At 39.8% G+C, this 22,752-nt stretch carries 19 protein-coding genes; 15 read left to right on the forward strand and 4 right to left on the reverse strand.

Annotation, left to right across the window (positions count from 1 at the left end):
• The first annotated feature begins 56 nt into the window (after positions 1 to 56).
• The 5 genes from QNI29_RS09050 to QNI29_RS09070 all read left to right on the forward strand — a co-directional run bounded on the left by QNI29_RS09050 (position 57) and on the right by QNI29_RS09070 (position 5,267).
• Complete coding sequence (locus QNI29_RS09050; protein WP_231416177.1) at positions 57 to 1,556, forward strand: MDR family MFS transporter; 1,500 nt, start codon at positions 57 to 59, stop codon at positions 1,554 to 1,556.
• A 72-nt stretch (positions 1,557 to 1,628) separates the two neighbouring features.
• Positions 1,629 to 2,348 (forward strand): 2,3,4,5-tetrahydropyridine-2,6-dicarboxylate N-acetyltransferase, encoded by a 720-nt coding sequence (gene dapD / locus QNI29_RS09055; protein WP_231416178.1) that lies wholly within the window; start codon positions 1,629 to 1,631, stop codon positions 2,346 to 2,348.
• A 59-nt stretch (positions 2,349 to 2,407) separates the two neighbouring features.
• Positions 2,408 to 3,523 (forward strand): N-acetyldiaminopimelate deacetylase, encoded by a 1,116-nt coding sequence (locus QNI29_RS09060; protein ID WP_231416179.1) that lies wholly within the window; start codon positions 2,408 to 2,410, stop codon positions 3,521 to 3,523.
• 81 nt (positions 3,524 to 3,604) lie between these two features.
• Positions 3,605 to 3,853, forward strand: a complete 249-nt coding sequence (locus tag QNI29_RS09065) for a YkuS family protein (protein WP_231416180.1) — start codon at positions 3,605 to 3,607, stop codon at positions 3,851 to 3,853.
• 124 nt (positions 3,854 to 3,977) lie between these two features.
• Complete coding sequence (locus QNI29_RS09070) at positions 3,978 to 5,267, forward strand: hemolysin family protein (protein WP_231416181.1); 1,290 nt, start codon at positions 3,978 to 3,980, stop codon at positions 5,265 to 5,267.
• 25 nt (positions 5,268 to 5,292) lie between these two features.
• Here QNI29_RS09070 and QNI29_RS09075 read toward each other — a convergent pair whose 3' ends face one another.
• Positions 5,293 to 6,120, reverse strand: a complete 828-nt coding sequence (locus QNI29_RS09075) for a mechanosensitive ion channel family protein (protein WP_231416182.1) — start codon at positions 6,118 to 6,120, stop codon at positions 5,293 to 5,295.
• Positions 6,121 to 6,423: 303 nt separating this feature from the next.
• Between QNI29_RS09075 and QNI29_RS09080 the strand changes: the two genes are divergently transcribed.
• The 6 genes from QNI29_RS09080 (at position 6,424) to QNI29_RS09105 (ending at position 15,288) form a co-directional block, all read left to right on the forward strand.
• Positions 6,424 to 8,181: an ABC transporter ATP-binding protein gene (locus tag QNI29_RS09080; protein ID WP_231416183.1), complete on the forward strand. Its 1,758-nt coding sequence runs from the start codon at positions 6,424 to 6,426 to the stop codon at positions 8,179 to 8,181.
• Between the two features lie 12 nt (positions 8,182 to 8,193).
• Positions 8,194 to 10,023 (forward strand): ABC transporter ATP-binding protein, encoded by a 1,830-nt coding sequence (locus QNI29_RS09085; protein ID WP_231416184.1) that lies wholly within the window; start codon positions 8,194 to 8,196, stop codon positions 10,021 to 10,023.
• Positions 10,024 to 10,232: 209 nt separating this feature from the next.
• Positions 10,233 to 11,585 carry a cytochrome ubiquinol oxidase subunit I gene (locus QNI29_RS09090; RefSeq protein ID WP_231416185.1) on the forward strand — a complete coding sequence of 451 codons (1,353 nt, stop codon included), beginning with the start codon at positions 10,233 to 10,235 and terminating at the stop codon, positions 11,583 to 11,585.
• On the forward strand, positions 11,582 to 12,595 hold the full coding sequence (locus QNI29_RS09095; protein ID WP_231416186.1) for a cytochrome d ubiquinol oxidase subunit II: 1,014 nt from the start codon (positions 11,582 to 11,584) through the stop codon (positions 12,593 to 12,595). The genes QNI29_RS09090 and QNI29_RS09095 overlap by 4 nt, the downstream gene beginning before the upstream one ends.
• 162 nt (positions 12,596 to 12,757) lie before the next feature.
• On the forward strand, positions 12,758 to 13,429 hold the full coding sequence (locus QNI29_RS09100) for a potassium channel family protein (RefSeq protein ID WP_231416187.1): 672 nt from the start codon (positions 12,758 to 12,760) through the stop codon (positions 13,427 to 13,429).
• A gap of 131 nt (positions 13,430 to 13,560) precedes the next feature.
• Positions 13,561 to 15,288, forward strand: a complete 1,728-nt coding sequence (locus QNI29_RS09105) for a pyruvate oxidase (RefSeq protein ID WP_231416188.1) — start codon at positions 13,561 to 13,563, stop codon at positions 15,286 to 15,288.
• Between the two features lie 156 nt (positions 15,289 to 15,444).
• Here QNI29_RS09105 and rnjA read toward each other — a convergent pair whose 3' ends face one another.
• Positions 15,445 to 17,112 carry a ribonuclease J1 gene (rnjA, locus tag QNI29_RS09110; RefSeq protein WP_231416189.1) on the reverse strand — a complete coding sequence of 556 codons (1,668 nt, stop codon included), beginning with the start codon at positions 17,110 to 17,112 and terminating at the stop codon, positions 15,445 to 15,447.
• A gap of 3 nt (positions 17,113 to 17,115) precedes the next feature.
• A complete protein-coding gene (locus QNI29_RS09115; protein WP_231416190.1) occupies positions 17,116 to 17,325 on the reverse strand; it encodes a DNA-dependent RNA polymerase subunit epsilon in 210 nt (69 codons plus the stop codon).
• Positions 17,326 to 17,799: 474 nt separating this feature from the next.
• Between QNI29_RS09115 and QNI29_RS09120 the strand changes: the two genes are divergently transcribed.
• Both QNI29_RS09120 and QNI29_RS09125 read left to right on the forward strand, forming a co-directional pair.
• Entirely contained in the window at positions 17,800 to 18,708 is a 909-nt protein-coding gene (locus tag QNI29_RS09120) for a DMT family transporter (protein ID WP_231416191.1), read from the forward strand.
• Positions 18,683 to 19,465, forward strand: a complete 783-nt coding sequence (locus QNI29_RS09125; RefSeq protein WP_231416192.1) for a Cof-type HAD-IIB family hydrolase — start codon at positions 18,683 to 18,685, stop codon at positions 19,463 to 19,465. The genes QNI29_RS09120 and QNI29_RS09125 overlap by 26 nt, the downstream gene beginning before the upstream one ends.
• 214 nt (positions 19,466 to 19,679) lie before the next feature.
• Here QNI29_RS09125 and def read toward each other — a convergent pair whose 3' ends face one another.
• Positions 19,680 to 20,234, reverse strand: a complete 555-nt coding sequence (gene def / locus QNI29_RS09130; protein WP_231416193.1) for a peptide deformylase — start codon at positions 20,232 to 20,234, stop codon at positions 19,680 to 19,682.
• Between the two features lie 248 nt (positions 20,235 to 20,482).
• On the opposite strand from def, the gene QNI29_RS09135 reads away from it, so the two are divergent.
• Positions 20,483 to 21,253, forward strand: a complete 771-nt coding sequence (locus QNI29_RS09135; protein WP_231416194.1) for a YkyA family protein — start codon at positions 20,483 to 20,485, stop codon at positions 21,251 to 21,253.
• A 418-nt stretch (positions 21,254 to 21,671) separates the two neighbouring features.
• A complete protein-coding gene (gene pdhA, locus QNI29_RS09140; RefSeq protein ID WP_231416195.1) occupies positions 21,672 to 22,751 on the forward strand; it encodes a pyruvate dehydrogenase (acetyl-transferring) E1 component subunit alpha in 1,080 nt (359 codons plus the stop codon).
• Position 22,752: the final 1 nt, after the last annotated feature.

Genomic DNA, 22,752 nt, shown 5'->3' on the forward strand with positions numbered 1-22,752 from the left:
TAAAAAGCAGATATGGCTGCGAAGTAAGTATGCCTATACCAGAGGAGGAGGGAACGATGAATTCAACTGCATCAATTGAATCAAGTCAAAAGAAATCAAATAGACCTCTTGTACTCGCATCTATTATGCTTGCTATGTTTCTTTCAGCGATTGAAGCTACTATCGTTTCAACAGCCATGCCTAGTATCGTGGCAGCACTCGGAGGTTTCTCTCTCTACAGCTGGGTGTTCTCAGCGTATTTATTGACAAATGCGAGTACAGTTTTAATATTTGGTAAGCTTTCCGATTTGTTTGGGCGAAAGCCTATTTTCCTTATAGGAATCAGTTTATTTTTAGTAGGATCATTGTTATGTGGATTTGCTACTTCGATGACTACCCTTATTATATATCGATTCCTTCAAGGCATTGGGGCAGGGGCCCTTATGCCGATTGCGTCCACTATAGTTGGAGATATTTATACAAAAGAAGAACGAGCCCAAATCCAAGGGTATCTTTCAAGTGTTTGGGGGATATCTGCCGTGACAGGTCCAGCACTTGGTGGCTTTTTTGTAGACGTATTGAACTGGCGTTATGTGTTTTGGATGAACCTCCCACTCGGCATTTTGGCTATAATCGGTGTGGTTTTCTTCTTTCATGAAAACGTGGAGAAAAAGCGTCATTCTATAGATTTTCCTGGTTCAGCTCTTCTTATGGTCGGCATTGCTTCATTAATGTTCCTTCTTGTAGAAGGAGGAGTAGGAATCGAGTGGAATTCTCCGCTTGCGATAGGGCTTCTGTCCATATTTATTCTTTGTTCAATCGGGTTTTATCTTCAGGAAAAGCGTGCTCCTGACCCTATGATGCCTTTTTCCATTTGGGGGTATCGCTCCATTACTATTGCTAATATTACTTCTCTTACGACAGGAATGATTCTTATAGGGGTCTCGAGTTACCTTCCGGCTTTTGTGCAAGGGGTTATGGGGAAATCGGCAACAGTTGCCGGGTTTACTTTAACCACCATGTCAATTGGATGGCCTATATCGTCTATGATTGCCGGGCGCTTGCTTTTAAAGATTGGCTTTCGTGCTACCTCAATGATAGGAGGAGGGGCTCTTGTAATAGGGGGCATTTTCTTCTTTCTATTAACGCCAGATAAAGGTCCTTTATGGGCGGCAGCAGGGTCTTTCTTTATTGGCGTAGGAATGGGGATGTCCACCACATCGTTTATTGTTTCGATTCAAAGTACTGTCGATTGGAAGACACGAGGCATTGCTACGGCTTCTAATATGTTTATGCGCAACATTGGGAGTGCAATCGGAGCAGCTGTTTTAGGCGGAGTTCTAAATAGCGTGGTTCATACTACCATTCAGAATAAGAATATGGGGGGTAACATATCATTACAAACCGTTAACCAACTTTTAGATGCTGATGAACGTGCTTCTCTTTCCTCTTCGACTCAATCGGCACTTCAAGAAGCATTAACGATTGGACTGCATCAAGTATATGTAGGACTTTTAGGACTAGCTATCCTGTCCTTTTTGTTCATATTCTTCCTTCCAAAAGGTAAAAAAACGTAATGCCTTGTCACCCCTTCTTGAGTCTGATAAAGTAATAAAATAACGTTGTACTACATAAAGGAGGCGCAAGCCATGGAAATGATGGATGCAAACGAAATTATTTCGTTTATTTCAAATAGTAAAAAATCTACACCAGTGAAAGTATATATTAAAGGGGATAACCTAAAGTCAATTGATTTTGGCGAAACGGTTAAAGCCTTCGTTGATAATGAAACAGGCGTTCTTTTCGGTGAATGGAAAGACGTTGAACCTGCCCTTCTAAGCAACAAAGGTTCAATTGAAGATTACGTCGTTGAAAATGATCGTCGTAACTCTGCTATTCCAACGCTTGACCTTAAGAATGTGAATGCTCGTATTGAGCCTGGTGCCATTATTCGCGATCAGGTTGAAATTGGAGACGGAGCAGTCATTATGCTTGGAGCTGCGATTAATATCGGTTCTGTAGTAGGTGAAGGAACAATGATCGACATGAACGTTGTTCTTGGTGGCCGTGCTACAGTTGGTAAGAACTGTCACATCGGAGCGGGAGCTGTGCTAGCTGGAGTTATTGAACCACCTTCTGCAAAGCCGGTAGTCGTAGAAGATGAAGTTGTAGTGGGAGCGAACGCTGTCATTCTTGAAGGTGTAACAGTAGGAAAAGGCTCTGTTGTAGCTGCAGGTTCAATCGTTACACAAGATGTTCCTCCAAACACTGTTGTAGCCGGAACTCCTGCTAAAGTCATCAAGGAAATTGATGAACAAACTAAAGGGAAAACAGAAATTAAGCAAGAATTGCGTAAACTAGATAACTAATATGATGATGATGAGGCTCTCCCCTTTGGAGGGCCTCATTTTTAAAGAGGTGACAACAGATGAATAGTGAAGCTTTAAAAGAGACGCGAAGAGACCTACATAAAATCCCTGAGCTTGGATTCCAGGAAACAAAAACGCAAGAATATTTATTAAACTTTATCGAGGAGTTGCCACAGGATCATATTGAGGTGAAAAAGTGGCGGACGGGACTTCTGGTTAAAGTACGAGGAACTGATCCCTCAAAAACGATTGCTTACCGGGCTGATATAGATGGATTGCCGATTGTAGAAGAAACGGGGTATCCTTTTGCTTCCACTCATGAAGGTCAGATGCATGCATGTGGACACGATTTCCACATGACGATCGCCCTTGGTAGCCTTGCTCGATTAGCAAAATCCCCGGCTCGTGAACATGTATTATTTCTATTTCAACCTGCAGAGGAAAATCCAGGCGGAGCTCTGCCAATGCTTCAAAGTGAAGAGATGAAGTCGTGGTGGCCAGACGAAATCTTTGCTCTTCATATTGCTCCTGAGCATCCAGTAGGAAGCGTTGCAACTAAAGAAGGGTTGTTATTTGCTAATACGAGCGAGTTGTATATTGACTTTAAAGGAAAAGGTGGTCATGCTGCCTATCCTCATTTAACAAGAGATATGGTGCTTGCAGCGAGCCAATATACGGTTCAGGCGCAATCCATCGTTTCACGAGCTGTTGATCCATTGGATTCAGCCGTTGTGACGATTGGTAAGATTACAGGAGGAACGGTCCAAAACGGAATAGCGGAAACGGCTCGGCTAGAAGGAACGATGAGAACGTTTAAAGCTGATACAATGGATCTTTTGAAGAAGAAGATTGAAGACTTGGCTAAAGGGATTGAATTCAGTCATGATTGTGAAATCTCTATTGACTATGGTTCAAATTATTATCAAGTAAATAATCATGGGGCTTATATAGAGCCTTTTCAACAGATCGTCGAGGATCTTGGCTATACATTTGTAGAATCAAAAGCGGCTATGACAGGGGAAGACTTCGGTTATATGTTAAAAGAGATCCCTGGCTTTATGTTTTGGCTTGGTGTTGATTCAGAATATGGCTTGCATAATGGACGGTTAGAGCCTAAGGAAGAGGCTCTTGAAGTAGGAGTAAACGTTGTAGAACGTACGCTAAGGTCTCTATAAAGGTGTGCGTATACCAATCTTCCTTGTGGACACACTACTCCTTGAAGGACTCGTTCCTAACTAAAAAGGAGGTGGGTTACTTTGGCACGAATTGGTGTAGAAGGTACCCTTTCTGACGTACGTGAAGCGTTACAATCAAAAGGTCACGATACTGTTGAACTTAAAAGTGAGCAGGATACACAAGGCTGTGACTGCTGTGTTATTTCCGGTCAAGATAAAAACGTGATGGGCATGGCGGATGCAGCTATGCAAGGATCTGTTATTAATGCAAACGGAATGACAGCGGATGAGGTATGTCAAGCAGTAGACGCTCGCGGCCAGCAACAATAGAAAATAGCTGAGCCACTTTTGTGGCTCAGCTATTTTTTTTACCTCATGACTCGCGGAGTTTTCTCTTCTTATTCTTGGGGTAGAGTTTCGTGATAGGAGATGACGCTGTAAAGGGAGAGTTCTAATGATTACATTGAATTTATTGTTAGTTGCACTACTGATTGTATTAACGGCCTTTTTTGTTATTAGTGAATTTTCTATTGTAAAGGTACGAAGATCTAAGATTGAATCAAGAGTAAAAGAAGATGACAAAAAGGCAGAGTCTGTTCTGTACTTATTAGATCATTTAGATGACTATCTATCCGCCTGTCAACTTGGTATTACGATCACTTCTTTAGGTCTTGGTTGGTTGGGTGAGCCGACCGTTGATAAGCTGTTGCACCCAATTATTGAACAGTTTCCTATACCTGAGGCTTTAAGTCATACGGTCTCTTTTGCAATTGCCTTTTTCATTATTACATTCTTGCATGTTGTTCTTGGGGAGCTCGCTCCAAAAACGATAGCCATTCAAAAAGCAGAAGCGGTTACGCTTATTGTCGCTAAGCCGCTCATTTGGTTTCATAAAATTATGTTCCCCTTTATATGGTTACTAAATGGGAGTGCGAACATTTTAACGAGGATGCTTGGATTTGCTTCTGCTAATGAATCAGATGAAGTACATTCAGAAGATGAATTGCGCCACATACTTTCAGAAAGTTATGAGCAGGGGGAAATTACGCAAACTGAATATAAATACGTGGATCGGATCTTTGAATTTGATAACAGGACTGCGCGAGAGATTATGGTTCCAAGGACGGAAGTCGTCGTCGTTGATATTAATGACTCGATGAAAGATAACATGGAAATTATGCGAGACGAGCGGTACACGAGATACCCTGTTATTAACGAAGATAAAGATGATATCGTCGGAGTTATTCATATGAAAGAACTATTCTATGACGACTGTGATGAATCGAGTGATATATTATCCTACGTACGTCCTGTCCCGAAGATTTTCGAAAATGTGCCGCTAAGAGATTTGCTTCTAAAAATGCAAAAGGATCATATTCACTTAGCTGTACTTGTTGATGAGTATGGAGGTACCTCTGGTATTGTGACAGTAGAAGATATCTTAGAAGAAATCGTTGGTGAGATTCGGGACGAATTTGATTACGAAGAAGAGTTGCCGATGGATACACTTGAGAACGGTCATAAATTATTAGATGGGAAAATGTCCATTCAAGACGTGAACGATTATTTTGATCTTGATCTTGAGCACGATGAAGTTAATACGATTTCCGGGTGGATGCTGACTCAAAATATCAATGCAGAAGAAGGAACAGAGATTGATGTAAGTGGTTATAGGTTAAAAGTAAAGGATATGGAAGACTCTCATATACAAAAAATTGAGCTATGGAAAATAGAAAGGGAATGAGCAATTTGCTCATTCCCTTTTTGGATTAGCTTTCTTTTTTCTCAATATAAACTTGATGTGGGAAAGGAATTTCAATTCCTGCTTCATCTAGTGCTTCTTTCATTCGTTTACGTAGGTCACGTTCTACAGCCCATTGTTGCATATTTTCCGTTTGACCTAAGACGCGAAGAACAACGTCAGAAGAGCCAAGACTCTGAACGCCCAAAACATTCGGACCATCTTTGAAACGTTCATCGTTTTGAGCAAACTCATCGCATACTTTTTGAAGAACCACCATAGCTTCATCGATATTCTCATCATATGCAATTCCAATATCAACAAGCGCACGCATGTTTCCACGTGAATGGTTGCTAACCGTAGAGATATGACGGTTTGGTACAAAGTTTAATGTACCATCAAAGCTTCTGATCTTTGTTGTACGTAGACCAATCTCTTCGACTACGCCATTCATACCACCAGCTGTTACATATTCGTCCACTTCAACTTGCTTCTCTAATAATAGGAAGAAACCCGTAACGACATCACTCACAAGCCCTTGAGCTCCGAAACCAATAGCCAGACCAATGATTCCAGCACCAGCAATTAATGGAGCAAGGTCAATACTTAGAAGGCCAAAGATTGTTGCAATAAGGATAAAACCTAATACGTAAGAGTAAATATTAATCATGAGCTTTTCTAATGTCTTCGCTCTAGCTTCCGTTAGCTTTTGGTTATTTCCCGCTTTATAAAGAGAGCGTTGGATAAGCTTCTTTCCAATCGGAGAAATAATTAAGTACACAAGTAAGACAAGTACAATTTTCATGGCAATAGTTGCTATATTGACAAAGTCAATATCATTTAGAAAATCAGACATCGTATACTCCTTTCGATATAAACAGTACAATTTTTTTAATACGTTTTCTATCATACCTTAAGGTGGTAGATTCCATCAAATAGAAAGTGGTTCAATTGAGCCTCTATTCTCACTTGGCCTAAGTCAAGAGTTAATGACTCGATCTTTTTAGTTGAGAAACAAGATCTAAGGGAGGAGGAGGGTAAGGACGGAGATTGAAATAAAAATTTTCAAAAAAATAAGTCAAATGGGTGGAAATTTATTTCGGATCCCGATATATTTATATGTACGTGAAAAATTTTACATCAAAAAGGAGGGGTCAATTTGGATACGTTTAAAAAGTTAAAAATGTATTACTTGCCATTCAAGCGATATTTCTTTATTTCCTTATTATTTCTGCTAATTGTAACAGGGGTTACGGTTGTCTATCCAATCGTACTGAAGTACACCATAGATGATATCGTTAAACCTGAACGATATAATCTTATACCATATTTAGCTGCTATTTTCTTTGGACTTATGCTATTAAAAGGAGTAGCGACTTATATTCAACAATACTTAGGAGATTTGTTTGGTATTAAATCGGTTTACACGTTACGTGATGGTCTATATAAGAAACTTCAACGTTTACCATTTCGATATTATGATAATGCGCGAACAGGGGATTTGATGTCTCGTCTGACAGCGGATGTTGAGGCTTTTCGTTTCTTTTTATCATTCGGATTTTCGGAATTTATTCGAATTGTATCTTTAATTGTCATTAGCTTAAGCGTCATGTTCTATTACTCCATTCCACTTGCATTAGTCACGATGGCATCGATGCCGTTTTTAGCGGTGGTGGTTTATCGCTTTGATAAACGCGTCCACCCAGCTTTCAGAGGAATACGGAAGGCATTTGGTCGCTTGAATACTCGTGTTCAGGAGAATATCAGTGGCATGAATACGGTGAAATCATTGTCACGAGAAGACTTTGAGGTTGGTCGATTCACGGATAAGAATGATGATTACCGTCAAAATTACTTGTCCACCTCAAATATATGGGCTAAGTACTTCCCGTTAATGGAATTTATCGGGAATATAAGTGTAGTAGCCTTACTTGGATTTGGTGGATATCTGTATATTCAGGATGAAGTGACAATTGGTGTCCTTGTCGCCTTCTTCAACTTGATCTGGTACATCTTAGGACCTCTTATGAACTTTGGGTTCGTAATTAACTTATTCTCTCAATCCAAAGCTTCAGGGGAACGTTTATTAGAGATTCTAGAGGCATCGGAGGATATTCAAGAAATTCCAGAGGCCATCCGTCAAAAACGTCTGAACGGGCATGTGACCTTTAAGGACGTGACATTATCTTATGAAGAAGATGATGATTCGGCCTTGAAAGATATTAGCTTTGATGCACCTCCAGGGAAGACCGTTGGATTAATCGGAGCCACAGGTTCAGGGAAAACGAGTATTACCCAACTGATCACTCGCTTTTATGAGCCGGAAAAAGGCCAGGTATTAGTAGATGGAAGACCTGTTCAAAATTACGGGCTTAAAGAATTAAGAAGTAATATCGGATTTGTTTTACAAGAGTCCTTCTTATTCTCAACTACCATTAAAGAGAATATTGCTTATGGGAATCCAGAAGCGTCAATGGAGGATATTATTGATGCAGCAAAAAGGGCACAAGCCCATGACTTTATTCTAGAAATGCCAAATGGATACGATACATTGCTAGGGGAGCGAGGCATGGGGCTCTCAGGTGGTCAGAAGCAACGTGTAGCCATTGCTCGTGCGATTTTAATTGATCCGAGTATTCTTGTACTCGATGATGCAACGTCTGCTGTTGATATGGAGACAGAACTTCAAATCCAAAAAGCATTAAAAGAGGTTATGGAAGGCCGCACTACCTTTATCATTGCGCACCGTATTTCCTCTTTAAAACACGCGGATGAGATTCTAGTACTAGAAGACGGTCGAATAGTCGAGCGTGGAGTCCATGACGAACTGTTAGACAACGGAGGTCCATATCAACGGATCTATGATATTCAATACCAGGATAAAGAAGCGATTCTTCAAGCTTCTAATCAAGGATAAGGGGGGAGAGACATGGCGAAAGCACCGAAACAAGAATATAAAAGTCCTCATCTCGAGCGTTTTAAATATACGCAAGATCAGGCCATTGAAAAGCCTTTTAACTGGCAGCAGATGGGGAGAATGCTAGAGTATCTAAAGCCATACTCAAAAAAACTGCTCCCTGCCGCGATCATTGCTATGTTTATATCAACGATCGTAAGACTGATTGTACCTGTATTAATTGGTAAAGTTGCGATTGATCTTGCAATTGAAGAGGAAAATACCAATTTACTTATTCAACTCGTAATCGGTATCTCTATTTTATATATATTAAGTTTTATAGGGAATACGTTACGGATTAAATGGGTGAATATATTAGGACAGAACGTCATTTATGATTTAAGGAAGCACTTATTCTCACACGTCCAACGATTGTCACACAAGTTCTTTGATAATCGATCAGCAGGTTCCATTCTTGTTCGAATTATGAATGATATCAATTCATTACAAGAGCTTTTTACAAACGGAATCATTAACCTCTTAATGGATGTTGTTACATTAGTAGGGATTGTCGTGATCTTGCTTGTATTAAGTCCTAAACTTGCACTAGCAATCATGGTCATCTTGCCAATCATGGTTTTTATTTCAACAAAACTACGCCGAAACATCAGGCGCTCATGGCAAGATGTACGAATTCAGCAATCCCGTCTAAACTCTCACTTAAATGAAAGCATTCAGGGGATTCGCATTACCCAATCATTCTCTCAGGAGAAAGAAAACACGGAATATTTTAATGGGGTAAATAGTGATAACTTTGAATCATGGCGGAATGCCACGAAGAAAAGTGCTATGTTCCGACCGTTCGTTGAGATGAGTAATGCGGTTGGTACGGTCATCCTGATCTCATATGGTGCATTTTTAATTATTAACGACCAGATAACGGTTGGTACATTTGTTACGTTCTCTACGTTTTTAGGAATGTTTTGGGAGCCTATTTCAAGACTCGGACAGATGTATAATCAACTACTTATGGCCATGGCTGCCTCAGAACGAATCTTTGAATTCTTAGATGAAGAACCGAATGTAGAAGATCGGAAAGACGCAGTAGAACTGCCAGATATGAAAGGTCATGTTGAATTTGATCATGTTCGTTTCTCATATGATGAGGATCGTGTAGCCTTACATGATATTTCCCTAGAGATTAAGCAAGGTCAAACTGTAGCGCTTGTAGGTCATACAGGAAGCGGGAAGTCCACAATCGCTAATCTGATTAGCCGCTTTTACGATCCTACTGATGGATCAGTTAAGATCGATGGAAATGACTTAAGAAACGTTAAGTTAAACAGTGTGCGTCAGCAAATTAGTGTCGTTCTTCAAGATACGTTTATCTTCTCTGGTACGATTATGGAGAACATTCGCTTTGGACGCCCTGATGCTACAGATGAAGAAGTCATGGAATCTGCTAAAGTAGTAGGTGCGGATGATTTCATTCAACGTCTCGCTAATGGTTATGAAACAGAGGTAGAAGAGCGTGGGAATATTCTTTCTGCCGGAGAGCGTCAACTGTTATCCTTTGCGCGTGCTTTACTAGCGGATCCGAAAATCTTGATATTAGACGAAGCAACTTCGTCCATTGATACAGAGACAGAAGTGAAAATTCAAAACGCATTGAACCGATTATTAAAAGGGCGAACAGCCATTATAATTGCTCACCGTCTATCTACGATTCGTGATTCTGACAATATTATTGTGCTAGAGCATGGACGTATTTTAGAACAAGGCAATCATAGTGAGTTAATGGAGCTCAAAGGGGAATACTTTGAGCTCGTTAAAACACAATTCCAGATGCTCGATGCTATGTAACAAAGAAACTCTAACCTCATTAGGTTAGAGTTTTTTTATGGAGATCACTCTTAATAAATGAGTTTGTGAAATATGTCACAAAACTGTCATTCGTACATTCCCAAAGAAAATGAATGAGGGTTTATACTATAACTACATTGGAAATAGGGTAAAGAGCCCATAACGATAAATGAACCAAATGGTTTAATACATGAAGGGGGTCAGGCACAATGGAATTAGATAGTGCCATGATGAGCCGGATGTTAACAAGCTTAACTCTGGTTTTCCATATTATTTTTGCCACGGTAGGTGTCGGGATTCCTGTTATGATTTCGATTGCGGAATTTGTGGGAATTAAAAAGAAAGACCCTAACTACACGCTGCTTGCAAGACGTTGGACACGAGGATTTACGATTACAGTAGCTGTCGGGGTTGTAACGGGGACAGCTATTGGATTACAGCTTTCATTATTGTGGCCTAGCTTTATGCAAGTTGCGGGAAATGTCATTGCTCTGCCACTGTTTATGGAAACCTTTGCTTTTTTCTTTGAAGCTATATTCTTAGGGGCTTATTTATATACGTGGGATCGTTTTAAGAATCCGATCTATCACTGGTTACTCTCTATACCTGTTATTATCGGATCGACCATGTCGGCCTTCTTTATTACAACGGTCAATGCTTTTATGAATACACCTCAAGGGTTTGAATTAGAAGGCAGAACGTTAACCTCCGTTGATCCACTTGCAGCGATGTTCAATCCGGCTACACCAACAAAGGTGTTCCACGTGGTGACATCAAGCTACTTAACGTCAGCTGCCATATTAGCAGCGATCGCTGCTTTTGCTATTTTAAAGAAGAAGTCGTCAGCTTATCATAAAAAAGCTTTAAAGCTTACGATGGTAGCGACTTTTATATTCGCGATCATGACAGCAGTGGCGGGGGATTTGTCTGCTAAATTCCTTGCAGATGAACAACCAGAGAAATTAGCTGCTGCTGAATGGCACTTTGAAACAGAAGAGAAAGCAGACCTGGTTGTATTTGGTACCTTAAATGAGGATAATGAAGTACAAAATGCTATTCGATTACCAAATGCCTTGAGCTTTTTAGCACACGGATCTTTTGATAGTGAAGTAACAGGACTAAATGAGTTTCCTGAAGATGAAACACCACCACTTTGGATTCACTATATGTTTGATTTAATGGTGATGCTTGGCATGTATGCCTTAGGAGTATCGTTCTTGTATCTGCTATTAACTAAGATTAAGAAATGGAATCAACACAACAAATGGATACTTTGGTTGATTGTCATTAATGGTCCAGGAGCGATGTTAGCAGTGGAATTTGGTTGGATCTTTGCAGAAGTTGGTCGTCAACCATGGATTCTGAGAGGATTTATGAAGGTAGCAGAAGGAGCAACTACCTCTCCTAATGTTGGGTGGATGTTCTTATTATTCTTAGCTTTATATATCGTTCTTGGTATAGGGGCTGTATCTGTACTAAGGAAAATGTTCAAACACAATCCTGCCGAACTTGAGTTAGAAAAACGGTATCCTCAGGTAGAGAAAGGTGGGGATCTTAAATGAGCTATGAAATGATTGGGATCACAGTCTTATGGATCTTTTTATATGGTTATCTAATCGTAGCATCTGTGGATTTTGGGGCAGGTTTCTTTGCTTATTATGCGAAAGTCACCAAACAAGACCACATCATTAACCAACTTATTAGTCGCTATTTATCACCTGTATGGGAAGTTACGAACGTGTTCTTTGTCTTCTTTTTCGTGGGGCTCGTCGGTTTCTTCCCTGATTCAGCCTATTATTTTGGTCAGTCCCTTCTTATACCTGGTAGTATTGCCATTGTGTTATTAGCTATTCGAGGATCATTTTACGCTTTTGAAAACTATGGGTCTAAAAAGAGTAATGTCTTCATGTTTTTATATGGCGCCACAGGATTACTCATTCCGGCCTCACTCTCAACAGCTATGACCATCTCAGAAGGTGGCTTTATAGAGGAAACGGATAATGGGGTACGCCTATTAACGGGTGAATTGTTAACAAGTCCATATTCATGGAGCGTTGTCTTTTTAGCGATTGTATCTGTTTTGTTTATTAGTGCAGCATTTTTAACTTTTTATGCTTCAAAAGCAAATGATCAACCTGCGCTTGAATTGATGAGGAAATACACCCTGTTCTGGGGTTCTCCTACAATCATTGCAAGTTTAACGACCTTCATTGCAATGAGCCAGCATAACCATCGCCACTTTGAAAATATGCTTGATTTGTGGTGGATGTTTGGTTTAAGTGTAGCTTTTTTCTTAGGCGCGCTATTATTGATCTATCAACAAAAACGATATGGACTAGCGTTTATATTTGTGATGTTTCAATTCTTCTTTGCCTTTTTCGGTTATGGAGCAGGGCATCTACCATATCTATTAGAACCTTTTATTACTATTGAAAGTTCGGTTACGAATGAAACAATGGGTCTGGCATTAGTGATTGTCTTTATTGCTGGACTGTTATTGCTCATACCTTCCTTAATCATGCTCATGCGTATGTTTTTATTTGATGCAGAGTATGTGAAGGGGAAGAAATAATGCTTTACATGAAGGACGAAATCAAACCGGTTTCGTCCTTTTTTATGAGACAGTTTTACCCATTGATCCATTTCTTTCTTTACTCATCTACACAATCTTTCTTTTATTAAACGTTGTGTGGTAATATGATGAAAGGTAAAGTGAAAGATTGGGGGAACTGGCATGAAGAAAGAGTATGCTGTAATTGGCCTGGGTCGATTTGGCGGTAGTATTTGTAAAGAACTAAGCCGTGAAGGAATGGAAGTATTGGCGATAGACGTCGATGAAGATAAGGTGAATGAATACAAAGATATCGCCTCTCACGCCGTCATAGCTGATTCAACAGATGAGAACGTATTAAAAGAACTTGGAATACGAAATATAGATCACGTCATCGTTGCGATTGGTGACAATATTCAAGCAAGTATTCTTAGCACACTGATGTTGAAAGAACTTGGAATTAAGAAGATCACTGTAAAGGCTCAAAACGACTACCATGAAAAAGTTTTAAATAAAATCGGGGCAGACCAGGTTGTTCACCCTGAGCGGGATATGGGGAAACGGATTGCTCATAACATCATATCGAATAACGTCTTGGATTATTTGGAGTTATCTGATGACCATTCTGTTGTGGAAGTGAAAGCAGGCGAGAAAATGATTGGCAATACGCTTGTTGACTTAGATATCCGTGCTCGTTATGGATGTAACGTTGTAGGTATTAAACGCAACAAAGAAATTAATGTATCTCCACTTGCTTCAGAAGTTATTTTAGAAGGAGATGTTCTAATCATTATCGGAGAAGATAAGGATATCTCTCGTTTTGAGAAAAACCTTGTGGTCGAAGACGATGACTAATGATCATAAAAATTTTGAAGAGGATGGCACTCTTATCTGGAGTGCTGTCTTTTTTTTATCATAAAAAAGTTTCTTATATCCTCATAACGGGCATAGCATAAAGGTACTGTACTTAGAAAGGATGAATCGCTATGTTCGCAAAGAGAACTGGAGAAATCGTTACAAATTTACTTATAGATGATTGGGGGATCGACCATATTTATGGAATGCCTGGTGATTCCATAAACGAACTAATGGATGATCTCAGAAGTCGTCAGGAAGACCTGAAATTCATTCAAGTACGTCACGAAGAAGTAGGAGCACTTGCAGCATCATCCTATGCCAAGTTAACAGGCAATATTGGAGTTTGCTTATCCATTGGGGGCCCTGGTGCTGCTCACTTGGTAAATGGCCTTTATGATGCCAAAGCTGACCGGGCTCCTGTCCTTGCTTTAGTTGGACAAGTACCAAGTGATGAAGTAGGTACAGGTGCTTTCCAAGAAGAGAATCTAGAGCGTATGTTTGACGGAGTGGCTGTATTTAATAAACGTGTTCAGAGTGCGGAACAATTACCTGATTTGGTCAACCAAGCTCTAAGGGAAGCCTATGTTAACAACGGTGTGTCCGTACTAGTGATTCCAGATGATCTTTCTGCTGTAAAGCAAAAATATGAAGAGAAGCTAACTTCTCCTGTGCATGCGAAAACTGAAGTTTTTCCTTCTGAAAAGTCTCTTATGGAAGCGAAAGAGGCGATAGCCCAATCTAAAAAACCTGTTATCCTGGCAGGTAAAGGGGCGGCACATGCTCAGGATGAATTAGTGAAATTTGCGGAAACGATTCACTCACCGGTTATCCTGTCGTTGCTTGCAAAAGGAGTTCTGCCAGACAATCATCCACTATGCATGGGGCAACATGGACAGATTGGGACTCAGCCAGCCTATAATGCTATTATGGAAGCTGATTTACTATTACTCATCGGTACATCGTTCCCTTACCGAGATTTTCTTCCTAAAAATACGAAAGCCATTCAGATTGATGTTGACCCGAGTAAAATCGGGAAACACTATCCTGTGCAAATTGGTTTGGCAGGACGAACGGCTGATACATTGCACTGGTTAAATGATCATATTGAAACAAAAGACAATCAGGATCATTTAGAAAAATATCAAAAGCAAATGGAGAAATGGCGCATTAGCATGCAAATGCAAAAGCGTGAACATACAGATCCTATAAACGGCCCTCAAGTAATGTATGAATTAGAGAAAGTGATGCCTGAGGACGCTATTATTTCAAGTGATGTAGGAAATGTTACGGTTTGGGTCGCTAGGTATCTATCAATGGTTCGTCAGAAAATGATTATTTCAGGTTGGCTAGCTACGATGGGATGTGGGCTACCTGGAGCTATTGCTGGTCAAATGGCTTATCCGGATCGTCAATCCATTGCGATCTGTGGAGACGGTGGTTTTGCGATGAACATGCAAGACTTTATTACAGCTGTGAAGTATAAGCTTCCACTCAAAGTGATCGTCCTGAATAATAGTAAGATCGGGATGATTCAATATGAACAAGAGGCCATGGGTCATCTTCATTATGCGACAGAACTTGGTGATATGGACTTCGCTAAGTTTGCAGAGAGCTGTGGTGGTGAAGGCTATCGTGTTGATAAACGAGAAGACCTTGAACCGGCTATGCAAAAAGCGTTTTTATCTGATAAGCCAGCGATTATCGATGTAACTATTGAAGATCAGGCTCCTTTACCAGGTAATATTGGGTATGAACAAGCCGTTCACTACACGGAGTATTTAATTAAAGAATTCTTTGAAAGCGGAAAAATTGAACTTCCTCCTTTGAAAACAGGAGCGAAACGCTTATTGAATTAAGGGTTTAAAAAAGTACAGAGCTTACATAGCTCTGTACTTTTTTGTTGATATTTGGATATATGTTTTCTCGGATTATATAAAGAAAGCCCCCATCCAAAAGGATGGGGGCTGTTGTATGACATAATTGGTTTATTATAAACCGTTTAAGAGGGGATCTTACACTTCCATAATGATAGGTAAGACCATTGGTTTACGCTTCGTTTTCTCGTAAAGGAATGGCGCGATGGTGTCTGTGATTTCGTTCTTAATCTCAGACCACTGAGTTGTGCGTCGTTCCATAACTTTATCAAGATGCTTAGAAACAATTTTTTGAGCTTCGTTGATAAGGTCTTCTGATTCTCTCATGTAAACGAACCCGCGGGATATGATGTCAGGTCCTGAAGCAATTTTGAATTCTTTCATATTAATGCTTACGACAACTATTACAAGTCCTTCTTCAGAAAGGATGCGTCGATCGCGAAGAACGATGTTACCAATATCACCGATTCCGCTGCCATCTACATAGATTGAGCCAGATGGAATTTTACCAGCGATCATAGCATTATCTTTACCAAGGGCAAGAACATCACCGTTGTCTGCGATAAAGCAATCACTTGGGTCCATTCCGATTTCTTGAGCTAATTTAGCGTGCTGTTTCTGCATTCGGAATTCTCCGTGGATTGGCATGAAGAATTTCGGTTGAATTAAACGCAGCATGAGTTTTTGCTCTTGCTGACCACCATGACCAGAGGTATGGATGTCATTTAATGGACCATGAATAACTTCTGCACCAGCACGATATAGCATGTTAATAACACGACTTACACTTACGGTGTTCCCTGGAATAGGGGAAGAGGAGAATACTACAGTGTCTCCTGGCATAATTTGAATCTGGCGGTGTGTGCCGTTTGCGATACGTGATAATGCAGCCATTGGCTCACCTTGAGAACCCGTACATAGAATCGTAACTTCATGTGCAGGAAGACGATTAATTTGTGATGGCTCTACAAACGTATCTTTTGGAGCGTTAATATAGCCTAATTCTATTCCAATATTAATAGAGGATTCCATACTACGTCCAAAAACAGCTACTTTACGATTATGTTGAACGGATGCTTCTACAACTTGTTGTAGCCTGTGGATGTTCGAAGCGAAGGTTGCAAAGATTACACGACCTTTTACTTTCGTAAAGATATCGTTAATGCTTTCGCCTACGCGACTTTCAGATAGTGTGAAATCAGGGATTTCACTGTTTGTACTGTCAGATAAAAGGCAAAGCACGCCTTCTTTTCCGATCTCTGCCATCTTTTGCAGATTTGCAGGCTCGCCCACAGGCGTAAAGTCGAACTTGAAATCTCCAGTGTGAACAACGTTCCCTGGAGGGGTTTTTACAACGATACCATAGGAGTCAGGAATACTGTGAGTCGTACGGAAGAATGTCACAGACGTTTTACGGAATTTAACGATTTCATCCTCTTGGATGGTATGAAGTTTCGCATTTCGTAAAAGACCATGCTCTTCTAACTTGTTCTTAATTAATCCGATCGCTAATTTGCCACCGTAGATCGGGATATTTAATTCGCGAAGCAAATATGGAATCCCGCCTATGTGGTCTTCGTGGCCGTGGGTAATGAATAACCCTTTAATTTTATCTTGGTTTTGCACTAAGTAAGTGTAGTCTGGGATAACGTAGTCAATTCCTAGAAGCTCATCCTCAGGAAACTTAATTCCTGCATCGATCAGGATGATCTCGTCTTGGAATTGCACGCCGTACGTATTTTTACCGATCTCACCTAGACCGCCTAGTGCAAATACAGCGGTTTGGTCGTTTTTAACAAATTTCATGAGTTAAAGATTCTCCACTTGGAAATCTTCAGATTGTTGTTCATATTCTAAGTGCTCTTCATTTAACACTTGAACATATTCAATATTGATATTGCGATCGGCCAGTTTTGTTCGTACTTCACGTTCTGTTTCTGCTTCTACATAGAGACTCTTGGTTCGTTCTCGAACAGGAGCTTCTTCAGCCCTTTCTTGAAATAATACTTTAAAGATCATAATTATAAATCTCTCCTAACTTCCTAGTAATTTCCGTATTCTTGTCCTGTAAATATAATAGCACGTTTTGCACCTATATGGTAACAATAGAATGTTTTAGCTAAGAGATTGTAGTAATCCACCGCATCATAAAGTGAAAGCTTAAGCATATAATTTTCGACTCAAGATATCTTTCCAACGATTTCTAAGCTTTTTCTTCAAACGTTTTAACATTATGTCATACAACTCCTTTCCTTATACGAAGAAAAGCTGTAAAAAAACGTTTAGCCGACCATATCCCTCTTGTCTCTAGTATAGTACCTTTTAAGCGAGAATTGAATAGATAGGTTAAAGAGAATTTTACTTTTTCTTATTCTTTTCCGTAGTATGCTCTATAAAATAGTTCTTTACGGGTGTTTTTCAGAGATTATTTTAATCGATTGAAATTGGGTGAATATTCCTTTACATTTAAAGGGTTTAGGGAGGGGGAGAAAGATGAAAAGATTGTATGTAGGGTTATTTACTCTTTCCCTTATATGGGGAACATCTTTTCTATTTATTAAAGTGCTGGTCTCATCTATGTCTGTATGGGAAGTGGTCTTCTGGAGATGTACATTTGGTGCTGTCGTGTTGTGGGGGATTTATGCTTTTGAAGGCAAGCAAACATTGTCGAAGCTTCCTTGGGGGTCGCTCCTTTTAGTTGGTCTTACGAATAATGCTTTACCATGGGGGCTTATTGCTTTAAGTGAAACCTCCATCACGTCGAGTTTGGCATCTGTCTTAAATGCAACAACGCCATTATGGGCGGGACTCATAGGATTACTATTCTTTGGAGTTCGGATCAGAGGGAGGCAATGGTTTGGCATTGCTATTGGTTTCATTGGAATCATGGTGCTTGTGGACCCGGGAGAGGTCGGTTTTGTTCGAAATGGATTAGCCGGTACACTTACCATGATAGTAGCTGCCATCTGCTACGGATTTTCATCTCAGTACATAAAGAAAAATCTAAATGATGTATCGGCAGTAACTGTAGCCGCTATTACGTTAACCTTCTCTGCTATGTACGCATTCATATTTACTAGTATTAGTGGTACTATGAATTGGAGTTTAGTCACCACCCCGTCTATTTTTGGTTCATTAATAGGTCTTGGAGCATTTGGATCTGGCCTGGGTATTTACATTTTCTATTACCTGATCCAAAAAGGTTCTGCTGAATTTGCTACTATGGTTACCTATCTTGTGCCTGTCACAGCTTTGTTATGGGGATCTATTTTTCTGGAGGAGAGAATCAAGGTAAGTATGGTGGTTGGTCTAGCTTTCGTATTAATGGGCGTATATTTGGCTCAAGAAAAGAGGAAAAAGCAAAGGGGGAAACATCATGAGCAACAAACTCGTGTTTCTTGACATTGATGGCACCATTGTCGATCATAATAAAAAAATCCCTGAAGAAACGAAGAAGTCTATAGCACTGCTGCAGCAAAAAGGGATAGAGGTAGCTATTGCAACAGGGCGAGCTCCATTTATGTTTGCAGATTTAAGAGAAGAGCTCGGAATTCATTCCTATATTAGTTTTAATGGTCAATATGTGGTCCATGAAGGGAACGTAATCTATGAGAACCCTTTACTAGAGGGGGAGTTAGAGGCGCTGTATGATCAAGCCATTCAATCGGGACACCCAATGGTATTCTTGAACGAAGCGGGTATGAGAGCATCTGAAAGTGATCACACGCACATTACCGATAGTATTGGAAGCTTGAAGTTACCTTATCCTGAAATCGATCCCGAATTTTATAAAGGCAAATCCATTTATCAAGCCCTGCTATTTTGTAAGCATGGTGAAGAAGATAGGTACAAGGAAGAACCTCGTCAGCTAGATTTTATTAGATGGCATGATTATTCTATTGATGTGATTCCAGAGGGCGGTTCCAAAGCAGAAGGAATCAAGCATTTCATGAATGCGTTAGGCGTAGACCAACAGCACACGTACGCATTTGGAGATGGCTTAAACGACCGTGAAATGCTAGGGTTTGTAGCAAATGGAATTGCTATGGGCAACGCTTCAGACGAGATAAAAGCTGTAGCAAATTATGTGACGAAAAATGTTGATGAAAATGGGCTATCTCATGGGTTTAGGTTAGTTGGATTATTAGAAGATGAATGAGTGGAAGCACCTTTAACAAGGTGCTTCTTTTTGTTTTAGTTGATGATTATAGTTCAGATCATCCCTTTGTTATGAAAAGGGTTTAATTTTACATGAGACGGGGATTACATGGAAAGGTAGTTATTCTAGTAAAAAAACGCCCTGAAAAGTTCCAGGACGTTTATGAGCAGTCACTTATAGGGTTGTTGTAATAGGTTGGTAACGCACCATTCTATTATGAATCAATAACAGATGCGTTTTCCGGCTCCTGGAATGGGTTATCTTTATTAATATGATCATAAAACATAATGCCATTTAAATGATCGATTTCATGTTGGAATACGATTGATGCCATTCCACGAAGACGAAGTTTCACTTCATTGCCTTCAAGGTCCGTACCTTTTACGGTGATTCGTGCATAACGTGGAACGTAACCTGGCACGTCGCGATCAACGGATAGACATCCTTCACCTGATGATAAGTATGCTTTTTCAACAGAGTGGCTAACAATCCTTGGATTAAAAAGACCGTAGCTGTACAGTTTATCATCGAAATCCGTGAAGTGGACGGCTAACATTCTTTTGGCTACATTAATCTGCGGTGCAGCAAGTCCAACGCCAGCGCGTAAGTTATATTGTGCTGCAAGCTCATCATCTTGACTGTTTTTTATAAATTGAAGCATTTCTTCTAACGTTTTTTGTTCTTCTTCAGTAGGAGGTAATGTAACCTCATCTGCTACTTCGCGTAGAACCGGGTGTCCTTCGCGAACAATATCATCCATCGTTATCATAAGATTTTACACAATCCTTTCTAGCTTGTTCATAATGTATAGTGTACCACATTTAAAGGGTACTATGGAACTTTAGCATCATCAGAGGCATGATTACTTAATTACTGCATAAAGTACCAAAGAATCATTCTATAAGATTCTATGCATAGTTGTAACAGTTTTGTAACTTTTTGCTTAATGAATATGATATACTGGTGAAGATTCTTCCAATTCCGGGAGAATGAAACGCCTTAAGGAGGAAATACACATTGCGCTTAGGAAAATTAATCTCTGTATTGTTATTATCTGCTGTCCTTCTCACTGCGTGTAATAATGGTCCATCTGCTGCTGAAAAAATATATGACCATCTAGAACAAGCTGTGACATTAGAAGATGCGTTTGAGGACCAGCAAGATCCACTAGTTCAGCTTGAGCAACAAGAAACTGAACTTTACAACAAAATTATTAACCTTGGTATGAAAGACTTTGACAAGATCAAAGAATTATCCGAAGAAGCGTTGTCGGTTGTTGAACAACGTCAGGAAAAGCTTGAAGTTGAGAAAGAAAGTATAGAGTCAGCTAAGGAAGAATTCGATAATGTAGAATCTCTTATTGAAGACCTGGAGGCTGAAGAAGCTCAACAGAAGGCAAAAGAGATGGTAGATGCGTTCAACAAACGCTACGAAGCTTATCAGGAATTCTATAATGCATATGAAGAATCCAACAAGCTTGATCAAGAACTTTATACCATGTTCCAAGACAAAGAACTTACACAAGAGAAACTAGAAGAACAAGTTAACAAGATCAACAAGAGTTATGAAACGGTTATCGAGAAAAACGATCAATTTAACAAACTAACAAAAGAGTATAACGAATTGAAAAAAGAGTTTTACGAAGTAGCCGATCTAAATATCGATTTTGATCAGTCTTCCTCAGAAGATGAACAACCATCTGACTCGTCTGATGATTCTTCAGAAGAAAAACAAGATAAAGAATCAAGCGACAATCAATCAGATGAAGATCAGAAAGACGAACAATAAGCTGTCCTTATAAGGACAGCTTTTTCTATGCCATTAAAGGAGCAGGAGCGTAAACCTTAAAAGGAATGCAAGAAACTGTTATTGATACAGTGATAAAATAAAACTGATACAGATATGGGAGCATTTGGTTTAATAAAATTCGTTTATAGTTAAAAATCGAATTATTCGGTAGTGGGAACAAAGTGTTTGACGAAATAGTTATTCATGAGCTAAACTACTAAGTGTTGAAAAAGTTGTACCATTACTTTTTGCCAGACGTATGAAACAGATACTTATTTAAGCTGCTATAAAACGATTATGTTCCTCGTTGCGAGGGTAAACATTATAAGAGCAAATTCGGTACACATTTTTTTAGCTTTTGGGAAAGCTAATAAAAGTAAATTTTAATATTGGATAAGAAAGGAAGAGGTGAAGAACTTTGAAACGAACGATCGAAAATGTTGAAAACCAATTTGAAACGTTTCAAATCTTAAACGAAGACGGCGAAGTTGTTAACCAAGACGCTATGCCTGAACTTTCGGATGAAGATTTACAAGAGTTAATGCGCCGTATGGTGTACACTCGTATTCTTGACCAACGCTCTATTGCGTTAAACCGTCAAGGTCGCTTAGGATTCTACGCTCCAACAGCTGGACAGGAGGCTTCTCAATTAGGAAGTCACTTTGCTATGGAGAAAGAAGACTTCTTACTACCAGGATATCGTGATGTGCCTCAGTTAATCTGGCATGGCCTTCCACTTTACCAAGCATTCCTATTCTCTCGTGGTCATTTCCACGGTAACCAAATGGGCGATGTTAATGCAGTAAGCCCTCAAATCATCATCGGTGCTCAAATCACACAAACTGCTGGTGTTGCACTAGGTATGAAGAAGCGCGGTAAGAAAAACGTTGCTGTAACGTACACAGGTGACGGTGGTGCTTCTCAAGGTGACTTCTATGAAGGTATGAACTTTGCTGGTGCATTTGGTGCTCCTGCAATCTTCATCGTACAGAACAACCGCTATGCAATCTCAGTCCCTGTTGAAAAGCAGTCTGCTGCTCAAACAATTGCTCAAAAAGCTGTTGCTGCAGGTATTGAAGGTGTGCAGGTTGACGGTATGGACGTACTTGCTGTTTATAAAGCTACACAAGATGCTCGTGAGCGTGCAATTAACGGCGAAGGTCCGACTCTTATCGAAACATTAACGTACCGTTATGGTCCACACACAATGGCTGGTGACGATCCTACTCGTTACCGTGTTGAAGATGAAGAAAACGAATGGGAAAAGAAAGACCCATTAGTTCGCTTCCGTAAATTCTTAGAATCTAAAGACCTATGGTCTGAAGAGAAAGAAAACGAAGTAATTGAAAACGCAAAAGAAGAAATCAAAGCTGCTATTAAGAAAGCAGACGAGCAACCTAAACAAAAGGTTACTGACCTTATTTCTCTAATGCATGAAGAACTTCCACAGAACTTACAAGATCAAATGGAAGAATATAAAGAAAAGGAGTCGAAGTAAG

The sequence above is a fragment of the Pontibacillus chungwhensis genome (genome assembly GCF_030166655.1).
GTDB lineage: Bacteria > Bacillota > Bacilli > Bacillales > BH030062 > Pontibacillus.

Excerpts from the sequence above, each read along its gene's own strand:
- QNI29_RS09050 (WP_231416177.1), top strand. The coding sequence starts at position 57 with ATGAATTCAACTGCATCAATTGAATCAAGTCAAAAGAAATCAAATAGA.
- QNI29_RS09090 (WP_231416185.1), top strand. The coding sequence starts at position 10,233 with ATGGAATTAGATAGTGCCATGATGAGCCGGATGTTAACAAGCTTAACT.
- QNI29_RS09085 (WP_231416184.1), top strand. The coding sequence starts at position 8,194 with ATGGCGAAAGCACCGAAACAAGAATATAAAAGTCCTCATCTCGAGCGT.
- QNI29_RS09095 (WP_231416186.1), top strand. The coding sequence starts at position 11,582 with ATGAGCTATGAAATGATTGGGATCACAGTCTTATGGATCTTTTTATAT.
- rnjA (WP_231416189.1), bottom strand. The coding sequence starts at position 17,112 with ATGAAATTTGTTAAAAACGACCAAACCGCTGTATTTGCACTAGGCGGT.
- QNI29_RS09120 (WP_231416191.1), top strand. The coding sequence starts at position 17,800 with ATGAAAAGATTGTATGTAGGGTTATTTACTCTTTCCCTTATATGGGGA.
- QNI29_RS09060 (WP_231416179.1), top strand. The coding sequence starts at position 2,408 with ATGAATAGTGAAGCTTTAAAAGAGACGCGAAGAGACCTACATAAAATC.
- dapD (WP_231416178.1), top strand. The coding sequence starts at position 1,629 with ATGGAAATGATGGATGCAAACGAAATTATTTCGTTTATTTCAAATAGT.
- QNI29_RS09075 (WP_231416182.1), bottom strand. The coding sequence starts at position 6,120 with ATGTCTGATTTTCTAAATGATATTGACTTTGTCAATATAGCAACTATT.
- QNI29_RS09125 (WP_231416192.1), top strand. The coding sequence starts at position 18,683 with ATGAGCAACAAACTCGTGTTTCTTGACATTGATGGCACCATTGTCGAT.
- QNI29_RS09100 (WP_231416187.1), top strand. The coding sequence starts at position 12,758 with ATGAAGAAAGAGTATGCTGTAATTGGCCTGGGTCGATTTGGCGGTAGT.
- def (WP_231416193.1), bottom strand. The coding sequence starts at position 20,234 with ATGATAACGATGGATGATATTGTTCGCGAAGGACACCCGGTTCTACGC.
- QNI29_RS09115 (WP_231416190.1), bottom strand. The coding sequence starts at position 17,325 with ATGATCTTTAAAGTATTATTTCAAGAAAGGGCTGAAGAAGCTCCTGTT.
- QNI29_RS09070 (WP_231416181.1), top strand. The coding sequence starts at position 3,978 with ATGATTACATTGAATTTATTGTTAGTTGCACTACTGATTGTATTAACG.
- QNI29_RS09105 (WP_231416188.1), top strand. The coding sequence starts at position 13,561 with ATGTTCGCAAAGAGAACTGGAGAAATCGTTACAAATTTACTTATAGAT.